The organism is Streptomyces sp. NPDC017936 (genome assembly GCF_044328485.1).
Lineage (GTDB): Bacteria > Actinomycetota > Actinomycetes > Streptomycetales > Streptomycetaceae > Streptomyces.
In genome coordinates this window covers 588774-601420 of the sequence record NZ_JBIRHK010000002.1, presented here as the reverse complement: position 1 = coordinate 601420, position 12647 = coordinate 588774, and the positions used below count along the sequence as shown (strand labels likewise).

The following is a 12647-nucleotide window of genomic DNA, read 5'->3' as shown; positions in this document are numbered from 1 at the left end:
GACCCGTGGGACTTCTCGACGACAAGGCCGTCCTGGTCAACGGCGGCAGCCAGGGCCTGGGCGCCGCCGTCGCGCGGGCCGCCGTCCGCGAGGGCGCGGTCGTGGCCGTCACCGGCCGGCGCCCCGAGCCGGGTGAGGCCCTGGTGACGGAGCCTGCGGCCGCGGGCGGCACGGCGGTGTTCGTGCGGGCCGACCTGGCGGACGCCGGGCGGGCGAAGGCCTCCGTCACCCGGACGGTCGAGGCGCACGGCCGGGTCGACTGCCTGGTGAACCCCGCCGGGCTGACCGCGCGGGGCACGCTGCTGGACACCACACCCGAGCTGTTCGACCAGCGCATCGCGATCAACCTCAAGGCGCCGTTCTTCGCCCTGCAGGCGGCCGTCGCGGACATGCTGGGCCGCGGCGCGCCCGGCACGGTCGTCGACATCATCACGTCGTCGGCGCACGGCGGACAGCCGTTCCTCGCCCCGTACGTCGCCGCCAAGGCCGGGCTGGTCGGTCTGACCCTCCCCCACGCTCGGCCTGGCTCGCGCGGGGGGACCCCCCATCGCGGCGCACGCCCATCGCTTCGACCGGATCGGCGTCAACGGCCTGAACACCGGCTGGACGACGACCGAGGGCGAGGACGCGACCCGGCGCGCCTTCCACGGCGCCGGCGACGACTGGCGCGAACGGGCGGCCGCGCGGCTGCCGACGGGCAGGCCCGGCCGGCCGGACGAGACCGCCGACTTCGTGGTGTTCCTGCTGTCCGAGCGGTCCGGCGTGGTGACCGGTTCGGTGATCGACTGGGACCAGAACGTGCTCGGCGGTCTCGACCAGACCCGTTCGCCGGACAGACAGGATCCGGGACCCCTCCCCCGCCATCCGGCGGAACCTCAAGGAGCTGCAACCGCATGCGCATCGGAATCCTCGGCCTCGGCCGCATCGGCGCCTTCCACGCCGAGACCCTCTTCGGACTCGACGCCGTCGAGTCGCTCGTCGTCGCCGACCCGTTCACCGAGGCCGCCAAGTCCGCCGCGGAGCGGTTCGGCGCCGAGGTCGCGGACTCCCCCGAGGCCGTGCTGGCCGCCGGGGTGGACGGTGTGGTGATCGCCGCCGCGACCGACGCCCACCCGGGTCTGGTCCTGGCCGCCGTCGAGGCCGGCGTGCCGGTCTTCTGCGAGAAGCCGGTCGCCCGGACCATGGGCGAGGGCGTCGAGGTCCTCGCGGCCGTCCGGGACGGCGACGTGCCCGTCCAGATCGGCTACAACCGCCGCTTCGACGCCGGCTTCGCCGCCGCGCGGGCGGCCGTGCGCTCGGGTGAGCTGGGCGCGCTGCACACGGTCCGCTCGACCACCCTGGACCCGGCGCCGCCGCCCGCCGCGTACGTCGCCGCCTCCGGCGGCATCTTCCGGGACTGCTCGGTGCACGACTTCGACATCATCCGCTGGGTGACGGGCCGCGAGGTGACGGAGGTGTACGCGGTCGGCGGGAACCGGGGCGCCGGGTACATCAAGGAGGCGGGTGACGCCGACACCACGGGCGCGGTCCTCACCCTGGACGACGGCACGATCGCCGTGGTCTCCAACTCCCGCCACAACGCCCGCGGTTACGACGTCCGCATGGAGATCCACGGCTTCCGGGACTCCATCGCGGTGGGTCTGGAGGACAGGCTGCCGCTGCGGTCGGTGGAGCCCGGCGCGAGCTTCCCGGCCGGCACCCCGCACGACTTCTTCATGGACCGCTTCACCGCCGCCTACCGCGCCGAACTCGCCGCGTTCACCGAGGTGGTGGCCGGCGCCCGGCCCTCCCCCTGCACGATCGAGGACGCCCTGGAGGCCGGCTGGATCGCGGAGGCGTGCACGCTGTCGCTGCACGAGCACCGGCCGGTCACGATCGCGGAGGTGCGGGCCTCCTGACGGAGGACGCCCGCGGACGACACGAGGAGGCGGGCCCCGCCGTGGACCCGCCCACCGCAGGCCGCCCACCGCAGGCCGCCCACCGTGGATCCGCCCGGCGAGGGCCGCCCCCGGCGGGCCCACCCGGCGGGGCCGCACACCGGCCCGCCCTCCGGGCGACCGGTCCGGTGGGTCCCCTCATGTCGCCGCGGGTTGCGCCGGCAGGTCGAAGACGTGGTCCGGGGAGATGATCGTGGTGATCGCGTCGCCGAACAGGGTGCTGGGTTCCTGGTTCTTGTGGTCGATGTCGGTGTTCAGCACCACGACGAGGGTGGTCCGCGCCGACGGCAGGTAGATCGTCAGGGACTCGTAGCCCGGCAGGGAGCCGTTGTGGCCGATCCATCCCCGCACGTCGAAGATGCCGAGGCCGTAACCGGCGCCGGGGACGGTGGACGGCGGGGTGGTCAGCCGCTGTTCCTGGGTGGCCGGGCTGATCAGCCGCTCGCCGTCGGGCAGTTGACCGGTGGCCACCGTGCGGGCCCAGACGCGCAGGTCCTCCAGGGTGGAGATCATGGCCCCGGCGGCCCAGCCCCAGGAGGGGTTCCAGTCGGTGGACACCTCGACCTTCCCGGTCGCGGTCTGGTTCGTGTAGCCCTGGGCGTGCGGCTCGGGGAACTCGTCGCCCTTCGGGAAGAGCGTGTCGTCCAGGCCGGCCGGGTCGAGGACGTGCTCCTGGATGTAGTCACCGAGCGCCTGACCGCCCGCCTTCTCGACGACCAGGCCGAGCAGGATCAGGTTGGTGTTGCTGTAGTCGAACTTCTGGCCGGGCGGGAACAGCACGGGATGCCCGAAGGCGTAGCCGAGCAGCTGCCGCGGGGTGAACTCCCGTCGCGGGTCGGCCGTCAGGGCCTTGAAGAAGGCTTCGTCCTCGGAGTAGTTGAACAGCCCGCTGCGCATGCCGGCGAGCTGGCGCAGGGTGATCCGGGAGCCGTTCGGCACGCCGTCGACGTACCGGTCGACGGTGTCGTCGAGGCCGACCCGCCCCTCGTCGACCAGTTCGAGCAGCGCGGTCACGGTGAACGTCTTGGTCTCGCTGCCGATCCGCGTGAACAGGTCCGGCCGCATCGCCTCGCCGGTGCTCCTGTCGGCGACGCCGAAGGACTTCACGTACCGGCCGTCGGGCGTCCAGACGCCGACGCTCACGCCGGGGACCTCCGCCTGCTCCATGACCCGCCGCACGGCCCGGTCGATCCGGCTCCGGACGGCGGGGGTGAGGTCGCGGACCTCGTCGCCGGACGGCGACGGCGTCGGGGAGGCGGCCGGGACGACGGCGCCGGCCGGGTACGGCAGCGCGCGGGAGGCGCCGCCCGCGGCCGGCGCGACCAGTGCTCCCACCGCGGCTGCCACGACGAGACCCCTGCACGGTCGACGGCGCGGACGTGTCATGGGCTCACTCCCCACGAGGAGACGTTCGCCGCAGGCCACAGCCGCACCGGCGGCAGGCACGGGCCGCGTGCGGCCCATCGGCACCAGCATAGGAGCGCCCCCGTGTCCCTGCCCGTCGGCGCCGTCGCCCGCGGGCCGGTACGGCCCGGGTCCCGTCAGGCCCCTTCTGCCATGATCGGCGCCATGTCCGTCACCGTCACGCCCGCCCGTGTCACCGACATCCGGCAGGCCCTCGCCGACCACCACCGCTACTGGGGCGAGCGTGACCTGCGCGCCCTGCACCTGCTGCCGCTGGTCCACGAGTTCGGCTCCACGTGCCTGGTCGCCCGCACGGCGGACGGCGTCCTCGGCTACCTCATCGGCTTCGTCACCCCGGACCGCACCGGCTACGTCCACCTGGTCGCCACCCGCGACGACGCGCGCGGCACCGGGCTGGGCCGCGCCCTGTACGAGGCGTTCACCGGGGCGGCCCGCGCCCAGGGCGCCGTCCGGCTCAAGGCGATCACGACGCCCGGCAACGAGGTCTCCGTCGCCTTCCACCGCCGCCTCGGCTTCGCGGTGCGGCTGGAGGAGGAGTACAACGGGCCGGGACAGCCACGGGTGGTGTTCACCCGGGACCTGACGGCGTGCGGGACCTGACGGCGTGACGGCACGCCCGCGCCGCGGCGCCCCTTACGCGGGGCGCCTGCGCACGTGCACGTGCCCGTCGAGCGGGAACTCGGGCGGGGCGGCCGGCAGCAGGCCGTCGAAGCCGTAGCCGGTCTTCTCCGCGACCCGGCAGGACGCGGTGTTGTCCGCCTGGTGCAGCAGGGCGAGGCGGCTCAGCCCGGCGAAGGCGGTGAAGGCCCAGTCCGTCAGGGCGCCCAGCGCCCGGGGGGCCACGCCCCGGCCGCGGGCGTGGGCCGCGGTCCAGTAGCCGACCTCCGGTGCCGGGCCGTGCGGGTCCTTGAGGACGACGTGACCGGCCGGCCGCCCCCCGTCGTCCCCGGGCCGGACCTCCAGGACGGCGAAGGCGAGGCGCCGGCCCGTCTCCCAGCCCCGCCGCTGTTCCCGCACCCAGCGCAGCGCGTCCGCCTCGTCCGCCACGGTCGCGCTCGACCAGCGGCGCACGGCGGGGTCGGCGAACAGTTCCGCCAGGCCGGCCGCGTCCGCCGGGCGCCACGGGCGCAGCGACAGCGCGGAGGCCGACGCGGTGGCGTCGGCCTCCAGGCGCACTCCGGTGTCGTCCACGCCCCGAGCGTAGGGGACGGGTGCCGGGCGGGGGCCGTGTCAGGCCGTTCCGTCGCCGGTCTTCGCCACGGGCGCGGTGAGGTCCTCCTCCTCCGGGAGCTCCTCGACGTCGACGCCGCGGACCTGGGACAGTTCGTGCTTGAGCGCGGCGAGTTCGGCGCCGCCCGCCATGTGGTTGGTGAGTTCCTCCAGGCTGACCCGGTCGCGGGAGGCGGAGAGTTCGAGGGTGCCCAGGCGCAGGACGCTGAAGTGGTCGCCGACCATGTAGGCGTGGTGGGGGTTGTGGGTGATGAAGATGACGCCGAGGCCGCGGTCGCGGGCGGCGGCGATGTACTTCAGCACCACGCCGGACTGCTTGACGCCGAGGGCGGCGGTGGGCTCGTCCAGGATGAGGACGCGGGCGCCGAAGTGCACGGCGCGGGCGATGGCGACGCACTGGCGCTGACCGCCGGAGAGGGTGCCGATGGGCTGTTCCAGGTCGTCCAGGACGATGCCCATGTCGCGCAGTTCCCGGTCGGCGGTCTTCTTCATCCGGTCGATGTCGAGGCGTCGGACGGGCCAGGGCCCCTTGGTCAGCTCGGAGCCGAGGAAGAAGTTCCGCCACACCGGCATCAGGGGCACGGTGGCGAGGTCCTGGTAGACGGTGGCGATCCCGCGGTCGAGCGCCTCGCGCGGGGTGGAGAAGCGGACCCTCTCGCCGTCGACGAGGAACTCGCCCTCGGTGTGCCGGTGCAGCCCGGAAATGATCTTGATGAGGGTGGACTTGCCGGCGCCGTTGTCGCCCAGGACGCAGGTGACCTCGCCGGGGTGCACGGTCAGGCTCACGCCGTGCAGGGCGCGGACGTTGCCGTACGACTTGCCCGCGTGGCGCAGCTCGACCAGGGGGCGGTCCCCGTCCGGGGGCGGGGTGTCCGCGAGGACGGCGCCGTGCGTGCCGGTGTTCTCGTTCGTCATGGGGGTCACCTCCGGGTCGCCGTGCGCTGGACCCACAGATTGATCAGGACGGCGCCGAGCAGCATCACGCCGAGGAAGGCCTTGAACCAGTCGGGGTTCCAGCCGGCGTAGACGATGCCCTGCTGCACCATGCCGAACATGAACGCGCCGAAGACCGGGCCGATCGCGGAGCCGTAGCCGCCGGTCAGCAGACAGCCGCCGATGACGGCCGCGGCGATGTAGATCAGCTCCTGGCCGACGCCCTCGCCGGACTGCACGGTGTTGAAGGAGAACAGCTGGTGCATGCCGACGAACCAGGCGCCGAAGCCGACCAGCATGAACAGGGAGATCTTGGTGAAGGTGACCGGGACGCCGACGGCCCGGGCGCTCTCCCTGTCGCCGCCGACCGCGAAGATCCAGTTGCCGTACCTGGTGCGCAGCAGCACCCAGGTGGCCAGGGCCGCGAAGACCAGCCACCACACGATGGTGATCTTCACCTGGACCCCGCCGACGTCGAAGGAGGAGGCGAAGACCGACCGGGCCTGGCTGAAGCCGTCCATGTCGCTGATGTCGTCGGTGGCGACGTTCCCGGTGACCAGCTTGGTCACCGCGAGGTTGACGCCCTGGAGGATCAGGAAGGTGCCGAGGGTGACGAGGAAGCTCGGCAGGCCGGTCCTGATCAGCATCCAGCCGTTGAACAGGCCGACGCCCAGGGAGAACACCAGGGCGAGGATCACGCCCGTCCACACGTTCAGCGTCAGCTGGTAGCTGAGCATGGCGGCGGTGAGCGCCGAGCTGATCACGGCGACGCCGGCCGAGAGGTCGAACTCGCCGCCGATCATCAGCAGGGCCACGGGCAGCGCCATGATCCCGATGGTGGAGGACTGGTAGAGGATGTTGGCCATCGAGCTGCCGTCGCGCACCGGCGGCGCGGCGAAGAGGAAGAACACCCACACCGCGACGGCGCCGAGGAAGACCCCGACCTCGGGCCGGGCCAGCAGGCGCAGGGCCAGGGGGCGTCGAGCGGTCCGGCCGTCGGTCTCCTTCGGGCCGGAGGCCGGCGGTGTGGTCACCGCCGGCCCGGCGTGCGGGGTCATGCTCATCACCGGGTGCCCTTCGCGGCGTACGCGGCGACCGCCTCGACGTTGGACTCGTCGACGAAGGCGGGGCCGGTCAGCACCGGCTGCTCGCCGCCGCCCATGTAGTTGCCGTTGTTCTTGTACAGCCACAGCGAGTCGATCGCCAGGTATCCCTGGAGGTAGGGCTGCTGGTCGACCGCGAACTCTATGGTGCCCTCGCTGATGGCGCCGGTCAGTTCCTTGTTCAGGTCGAAGGTGGCGACCTTCGCCTTGCCGCCCGACTCGGACACCGACTGCGCGGCCGTCAGCGCGATGGGGGCGCCGAGCGTGACGACGTGGTCGACGGCGGAGTCCTGCTTGAGCTTGGCGGTGATCGTCGACTTCACGGACGGCATGTCGGTGCCGTTGACGTAGAGGTTCTCCAGGGAGCCGGAGAACGTCTTCTTCACCCCGTCGCAGCGCTGGGTGAGGCCGATGTTGCCCTGTTCCTGGATGACGCAGACGGCCTTCTTGGCGCCGAGCGTGTTCAGCTTGTTGCCGAGGGCCTCGCCCGCCACCGTCTCGTCCTGGCCGAAGAACTCCAGCAGGCCGAGCTTCTTCCACTCGCTCACACCGGAGTTGAGGCCGACGACGGGGATGCCCGCGGCCTTCGCCTCGGCGATGACGTCCTTGAGGGCGTCGGGCTTGGCGAGGGTGACGGCGATGCCGTCGACCTTCTGGTCGACGGCGTTCTGGATCAGGGTGGCCTGGTTGCCGGCGTTGGGGTCGGCCGAGTAGACCAGCTTGACGTTGTCCTTGGCGGCGGCCGCCTCGGCGCCCTTGCGGACGATGTCCCAGAAGGTGTCGCCGGGCGACTGGTGGGTCACGAGGGCCACCGTCATCCGGGGCGTCGTGGCCTTGCCCGCGGAGGCGTCGTCCCCTCCTTCCTCGGCCTTCTTGCCGCCGGAGCTGCTGGAGCAGCCCGCGACGGCCAGGGCGAGGGCCGCGGCCACGGCCACGACCGGTGCGGTTCTGCGGGAGCGGGAGGGGGAAGAGCTGTCCATCGTTCCTGCACCTCACTGTGCGACAGGGTGGGCCGGTCGCCGGGTTGCGGGGGCCGGGGCCGCCGGAACCGGGCTGCTGCTGCGCTGCTGGGACCGGATCCAATCCCCTGGGACGCCCACTGTCAAGACTTTGTTAAGACATTATTTCACCAGCAAGTTCGAATGTAAGGACAAAGTGTCGTCGGCCCGGGGGGCGGCGCCCGCACCCGAGGAGGCGATCCCTACCCCGTGCGCACGGAAGTCACCCACCGGCGCCGGCCGCGGCCGCCGGCCGCGGCGGAACGCGTCCCGGCGGCCGCCGACGCGGCGGCCGCCTTCGCACGCCTACCGCGCGTCCCGGTCCTGAAACGGCGAGCCGGTCTAGCGCGGGGCCATCCGCAGGGCGCCGTCCATGCGGATGGTCTCGCCGTTGAGGTAGTCGTGGTCGACGATCGCCAGGGCGAGCTCGGCGTACTCCTCCGGCCGGGCCAGGCGGCGCGGGAAGGGCACCCCGGCGGCGAGCGAGGAACGGAACTCCTCCGACACGGTGGCCAGCATCGGCGTCTCCACGATGCCCGGGGCGATGGTGCACACCCGGATGCCGTACTGCGCGAGGTCGCGGGCCGCGGGCAGGGTCAGGCCGACGACGCCGCCCTTGGAGGAGGAGTAGGCGGCCTGGCCGATCTGGCCGTCGTAGGCGGCGATGGACGCGGTGTTGACGATCACGCCCCGCTGGCCGTCGCCGTCGGCCTCCGTGGCGGCGATGGCCTCCGAGGCGAGCGCGAGCACGTTGAAGGTGCCGATCAGGTTGATCTGGATGACCTTCGCGTACAGGCCGAGGTCGTGGACGCCCTTCTTGCCGAGGATCCGCATCGACGGGCCGATGCCGGCACAGTTGACGACCGTGCGCAGCGGCACGCCGGCGCCCGCCGCGACGGCGACGGCGGCGCCGACCTGCTCGGGGTCGGTGACGTCGGCGGGGACGTAGGTGACGCCGGCGACCTCGGGGGCCTTGTCGATGCCGTCCTTGAGGTCGAGGGCGAAGACCGTCGCGCCCCGCTCGGCGAGCGCCTTGGCGGTGGCCGCGCCGAGGCCGGACGCACCGCCGGTGACGAGGGCGGCGGTGTTCTCGAGCTGCATCATCACTCCTTGCCGAGGACGGTGAGCACACCGCCCTCGCTCCGGTCCAGCGCGCGGGAGATGATCATGCGCTGGATCTGGTTGGTTCCTTCGAAGATCTGCATGACCTTCGCCTCGCGCATGTAGCGCTCGACGGGGAAGTCGCGCGTGTAGCCGTACCCGCCGAGGACCTGCACGGCGTCCGTGGTCACCTTCATGGCGTTGTCGGTGGCCACGAGCTTGGCGATGGACGCCTCCCGGGTGAAGGGCAGACCGAGGTCCTTCAGCCGGGCGGCGGACAGGGCGGTGGCCCGCGCGGACTCGATCGCGGCGCCCATGTCGGCGAGGACGAACGCCAGCCCCTGGTGCTCGATGATCGGCTTGCCGAAGGTCTCCCGCTCACGGGCGTAGCGCACCGCGTGGTCGAGGGCGCCCTGGGCGAGGCCGGTGGCGACGGCGGCGATGCCGAGGCGGCCGCAGTCCAGGGAGGCGAGCGCGATCTGCAAGCCCTGCCCCTCCTCCCCGATCCGGCGGGCGGCCGGCACCCGCACGTCGTCGAGCCGCATGGTGGCGGTCGCCGATCCGGTCAGCCCCATCTTCCGCTCCGGCGGGTCGGCGCTGAGACCCGGGGTGCCGGCCGGGACCAGGAAGCAGGAGATGCCGTGGGCGCGGTCGTCGGAGGTGCGGGCCATGACCGTGTAGAAGTCGGCGTACCCGCCGTGCGTGGTCCACGCCTTGGCGCCGTTGAGGACGTAGGCGTCCCCGTCGCGCACCGCGCGGGTGCGCATGGCCGCGGGGTCGGAGCCGGCGTGCGGCTCGGACAGGCAGTACGCGCCGAGGAGCTCCCCGCCCAGCATGTCCGGCAGCCAGGTCCGCCGCTGCTCCTCGGTGCCGAACCGGGCCAGCGGGAAGCAGGACAGCGCGTGCACGGAGAGGCCCACGGCGACGCTCGACCAGACCGCGGCGACCTCCTCCAGCACCTGGAGGTACACCTCGTAGGGCTGGCCGGCGCCGCCGTCCTCCTCGGCGAACGGCAGGCCGAGCAGCCCGCTGCGGCCCAGCGTGCGGAAGACGTCCCGGGGGAACGCCCCGTCCGCCTCCGCGTCGGCGACCCGGGGTGCGAGTTCCTTGGCGGCGAGGGTGCGCGTGAGCCGGATGAGCTCGACGGCTTCCTCGGTCGGCAGGGCGCGAGTGGCAGGCATGGTGACCTCCACGGAGGAGTACTGGAAGTGATACTGGAGTGCGTACGAACGTATCATTCACAGTACTCCCCGCGAGCGCAACGGAACAGTCGCGGAGGTGGGGATCACGGACCGCCGGGGCGGCCGCGGAGGCGGGGCCACGGGCGGCCTGAACGGCCGTGCCGGGCGGGGACCGCGGGCGGCCGTGGAGGGCGGGGGCCGTCTCAGGAGGAGACGGCGTGCACGATCAGTGAGGCGAGCTGCTCGTACGCCTCCGCGTCGGTCAGCCCGGTGCGCGCCTTCAGCTCGCCCTGCTGGATCTGGCGCATGGTCGCGGCGGCGACCTCGCCGACGAACGCGGTGTGCACGTCGCGGAAGGCGCCGCCGGAGACCCCCTCGGCGATCAGCTGGCGCACCCGCTCCGCGGCCATCCGCGTGTTGGCCTCGTACACCTCGCGGGCGGGCGGGAAGTCCGCCACGTCGTCGAGGAACCGGCGCGAGAGCGGGCGCAGCTGTTCGGCGACCGTGGAGAGGTACACCCGGACGCGGTCCGAGGGGTCGACGGTCTGCGCCACCCGCTTCTCGACCGCCTCCGTCGCCCCGCGGAAGTAGTGCTTGACCGCCTCCACCACCAGCCCCTGCTTGCTGCGGGCGAGCTGGTAGAGCGTGGTCTTCGAGCAGCGCAGCCGCTCGGCGAGGCCGTCGAGCGTGAGGTCGGCGAAGCCCTCCGCCGTGAGCAGCGCGACGAGTCGTTCCAGCAGATCGGCCTGTCGGGCGGTACGGCGGGTGGCGGGCATGATCCCAGCCTAGCCTCCCGGGTTACTCCCCGGTCACCGTCCGGTCGTCAGTGCGCGGCGTCGAGCCGGGCCCGCTGGTCCCCGGTCAGCTCCAGGTCCACCGCGGCCAGGTTCTCCTCCAGTTGCGCCACCGACGACACCCCGGCGAGCGGGACGACCGGCAGCTCCCCGCCGAGCTGCCAGGCCAGCACGACCTGGTTGACGGTGGCGCCGGCCTCCCGGGCGACCTCCCCCAGCACCGCGAGGCGGGCGGGCGTGCCCGGGTGGTCGTAGTCCTGCGGCAGCCTGTCCGGGCGGGTGTAGGCGCCCTTGAGCAGGGGCGAGTAGGCGACCAGGGTCAGTCCGGGCTCCGCCCGCAGGTAGCCGAGGAGTTCCGGGCCGGCGTGCCCCAGGCTGCCGTCCGGGAACAGCTCGCTGGGCACGTCCCAGCGCGGGCGCAGGTGGCTGTGCTGGTACTGGAGCACCTCGTAGCCGGGCAGGCCGGCCGCGGCGGCGAGGGCGCGGGCCCGCTCCACCCGCCAGACGGCCTGGTTGCTCACCCCGAGCAGTCCGACCGTGCCCTCCTCGACCAGCGCGGCGAACCCCTCGACCGTCTCGCGCTGCGGGACGGCGTGGTCGTCGATGTGCGCGTAGAGCAGGTCCAGCCGCTCCACGCCGAGCCGTTCGCGGCTGCGCTCGGCCGACTCCCGGATCACCTTCGCCGACAGTCCCTCGGCGTTGTCGGTGTAGCTGGTGCCGGGGGCCAGCGGCCGGGCGCCGAGCTTGGTGGCGACGACGACCTCGTCCCCGACGCCGCGGCTGCGCCGCCACCGCCCGAGCAGTTCCTCGCTCTGGCCGCCCTGGCCGCCGTCCACCCAGAACGCGTAGTTGTCGGACGTGTCGAGGAAGGTGCCGCCCGCCTCGACGTAGCGGTCGAGGATCGCGAACGAGGTCTTCTCGTCGGTCACCGAGCCGAACAGCATCGTGCCGAGCGCGAGCACGCTGACCTCGCGCCGGGTGGCGGGGTCGCTTCCGATGGTGCGGTACTTCATGCCGGTCCCTCCCGTACGGCCGGCGCTCCGCCGGCTCGCCCAGGAGTCTTCCTCTTGAAGTGCACTTCAGTGCAAGGCCGTCGGCGCCTCTCCCGCTTCCGCGCCCCGCCCGCCCGCCGGGCACCGGGTCGACGGCCGCCGCGCGGACGCACCGGGGGCCACCAGCAGAAAGGCCGTATCGGATCTCCGATACGGCCTGTGACCTGCTGCTCGCAAGTCGGGACGACAGGATTTGAACCTGCGACCCCTTGACCCCCAGTCAAGTGCGCTACCAAGCTGCGCCACGTCCCGGTGCGCTTCCCGCGGGGTTCCGCGTGATCGCGCGAACAGCACTTTACCCCACCCCGGGCGCTGCGCCGAAGAGGGGACCGGCGCGGGACAATCACCTCATGGACAGCACAGGGCGCGGGGACGACGGCCGGAGTGCCGGAGGGCGGGACCGGGACGAGGAGGGGCGGGCGCGCAACGCCCGGCCCCGGGACGGGCTGGGGCGGCCCCTGCCGTACGGCGCGGCCGGGGTGGCCCGGCAGCCCGAGGGGGTCGTGCGCACGCCGCGGGAGACGGTCGCCGAGGCGCAGGCGCTGCTGGACGACGGGAAGCCGTTCCACGCGCACGAGGTGTTCGAGGACGCCTGGAAGTCGGGCCCGGAGGCCGAGCGCGCGCTGTGGCGGGGGCTCGCGCAGCTCGCGGTGGGCCTGACGCACGCGGCCCGCGGGAACGTCACGGGCGGCGCACGGCTGCTGCGGCGCGGGGCCGGGGCGGTCGAGGAGTGGGCGCGCGGCCCCGCGGGGCAGCCGCGCCCGTACGGCGTCGACCTGGCCGGGCTGGCCGGCTGGGCGCGGCGGCTGGCCGGGACCGTGGAGGTCACCGGCGCACCGGTGGACGCGCGGGAGGCGGCGCCCCGCCTGCGGTGACGGCCGCGGGGGGGGCGG

12 protein-coding genes, 1 tRNA gene and 1 pseudogene are annotated in these 12647 nt (G+C 73.4%); 4 read left to right on the top strand and 10 right to left on the bottom strand.

The window, feature by feature from the left end; all coding sequences use genetic code 11:
• Positions 1-5: 5 nt before the first annotated feature.
• Positions 6-816: pseudogene (locus ACH4F6_RS06200) on the top strand (SDR family oxidoreductase); the annotation flags it as partial.
• 77 nt (positions 817-893) lie between these two features.
• A complete protein-coding gene (locus ACH4F6_RS06195; RefSeq protein ID WP_397958689.1) occupies positions 894-1898 on the top strand; it encodes a Gfo/Idh/MocA family oxidoreductase in 1005 nt (334 codons plus the stop codon).
• Between the two features lie 177 nt (positions 1899-2075).
• Here ACH4F6_RS06195 and ACH4F6_RS06190 read toward each other — a convergent pair whose 3' ends face one another.
• A complete protein-coding gene (locus ACH4F6_RS06190) occupies positions 2076-3323 on the bottom strand; it encodes a serine hydrolase domain-containing protein (protein ID WP_397958688.1) in 1248 nt (415 codons plus the stop codon).
• Between the two features lie 183 nt (positions 3324-3506).
• Between ACH4F6_RS06190 and ACH4F6_RS06185 the strand changes: the two genes are divergently transcribed.
• Positions 3507-3962, top strand: a complete 456-nt coding sequence (locus ACH4F6_RS06185; RefSeq protein WP_397958687.1) for a GNAT family N-acetyltransferase — start codon at positions 3507-3509, stop codon at positions 3960-3962.
• 33 nt (positions 3963-3995) lie between these two features.
• Here ACH4F6_RS06185 and ACH4F6_RS06180 read toward each other — a convergent pair whose 3' ends face one another.
• From ACH4F6_RS06180 to ACH4F6_RS06140, 9 genes are all read right to left on the bottom strand, one after another.
• Complete coding sequence (locus tag ACH4F6_RS06180; RefSeq protein WP_397958686.1) at positions 3996-4553, bottom strand: GNAT family N-acetyltransferase; 558 nt, start codon at positions 4551-4553, stop codon at positions 3996-3998.
• Positions 4554-4592: 39 nt separating this feature from the next.
• Complete coding sequence (locus tag ACH4F6_RS06175; RefSeq protein WP_397958685.1) at positions 4593-5507, bottom strand: ATP-binding cassette domain-containing protein; 915 nt, start codon at positions 5505-5507, stop codon at positions 4593-4595.
• 5 nt (positions 5508-5512) lie between these two features.
• Positions 5513-6589 carry an ABC transporter permease gene (locus ACH4F6_RS06170; protein ID WP_397958684.1) on the bottom strand — a complete coding sequence of 359 codons (1077 nt, stop codon included), beginning with the start codon at positions 6587-6589 and terminating at the stop codon, positions 5513-5515.
• The gene (locus ACH4F6_RS06165) at positions 6589-7608 is read right to left on the bottom strand and encodes a sugar ABC transporter substrate-binding protein (protein ID WP_397958683.1); all 1020 of its coding nucleotides are present in this window, start codon (positions 7606-7608) and stop codon (positions 6589-6591) included. Before ACH4F6_RS06165 ends, ACH4F6_RS06170 begins: the two co-directional genes overlap by 1 nt.
• Before the next feature lie 360 nt (positions 7609-7968).
• A complete protein-coding gene (locus ACH4F6_RS06160; protein WP_397958682.1) occupies positions 7969-8727 on the bottom strand; it encodes an SDR family NAD(P)-dependent oxidoreductase in 759 nt (252 codons plus the stop codon).
• A gap of 2 nt (positions 8728-8729) precedes the next feature.
• Positions 8730-9908 carry an acyl-CoA dehydrogenase family protein gene (locus tag ACH4F6_RS06155; RefSeq protein ID WP_397958681.1) on the bottom strand — a complete coding sequence of 393 codons (1179 nt, stop codon included), beginning with the start codon at positions 9906-9908 and terminating at the stop codon, positions 8730-8732.
• A 203-nt stretch (positions 9909-10111) separates the two neighbouring features.
• Complete coding sequence (locus ACH4F6_RS06150; RefSeq protein WP_397958680.1) at positions 10112-10684, bottom strand: TetR/AcrR family transcriptional regulator; 573 nt, start codon at positions 10682-10684, stop codon at positions 10112-10114.
• Between the two features lie 47 nt (positions 10685-10731).
• Entirely contained in the window at positions 10732-11715 is a 984-nt protein-coding gene (locus tag ACH4F6_RS06145) for an aldo/keto reductase (RefSeq protein WP_397958679.1), read from the bottom strand.
• Between the two features lie 217 nt (positions 11716-11932).
• A tRNA-Pro gene (locus ACH4F6_RS06140) sits at positions 11933-12006 on the bottom strand.
• A 98-nt stretch (positions 12007-12104) separates the two neighbouring features.
• Here ACH4F6_RS06140 and ACH4F6_RS06135 point away from each other — a divergent pair.
• Entirely contained in the window at positions 12105-12629 is a 525-nt protein-coding gene (locus tag ACH4F6_RS06135) for a DUF309 domain-containing protein (RefSeq protein ID WP_397958678.1), read from the top strand.
• Positions 12630-12647 lie beyond the last annotated feature (18 nt).

Coding starts and splice junctions, on each gene's coding strand:
- ACH4F6_RS06195 (WP_397958689.1), top strand. CDS start 894: ATGCGCATCGGAATCCTCGGCCTCGGCCGCATCGGCGCCTTCCACGCC.
- ACH4F6_RS06135 (WP_397958678.1), top strand. CDS start 12,105: ATGGACAGCACAGGGCGCGGGGACGACGGCCGGAGTGCCGGAGGGCGG.
- ACH4F6_RS06145 (WP_397958679.1), bottom strand. CDS start 11,715: ATGAAGTACCGCACCATCGGAAGCGACCCCGCCACCCGGCGCGAGGTC.
- ACH4F6_RS06160 (WP_397958682.1), bottom strand. CDS start 8,727: ATGCAGCTCGAGAACACCGCCGCCCTCGTCACCGGCGGTGCGTCCGGC.
- ACH4F6_RS06185 (WP_397958687.1), top strand. CDS start 3,507: ATGTCCGTCACCGTCACGCCCGCCCGTGTCACCGACATCCGGCAGGCC.
- ACH4F6_RS06190 (WP_397958688.1), bottom strand. CDS start 3,323: ATGACACGTCCGCGCCGTCGACCGTGCAGGGGTCTCGTCGTGGCAGCC.
- ACH4F6_RS06150 (WP_397958680.1), bottom strand. CDS start 10,684: ATGCCCGCCACCCGCCGTACCGCCCGACAGGCCGATCTGCTGGAACGA.
- ACH4F6_RS06170 (WP_397958684.1), bottom strand. CDS start 6,589: ATGAGCATGACCCCGCACGCCGGGCCGGCGGTGACCACACCGCCGGCC.
- ACH4F6_RS06155 (WP_397958681.1), bottom strand. CDS start 9,908: ATGCCTGCCACTCGCGCCCTGCCGACCGAGGAAGCCGTCGAGCTCATC.
- ACH4F6_RS06165 (WP_397958683.1), bottom strand. CDS start 7,608: ATGGACAGCTCTTCCCCCTCCCGCTCCCGCAGAACCGCACCGGTCGTG.
- ACH4F6_RS06175 (WP_397958685.1), bottom strand. CDS start 5,507: ATGACGAACGAGAACACCGGCACGCACGGCGCCGTCCTCGCGGACACC.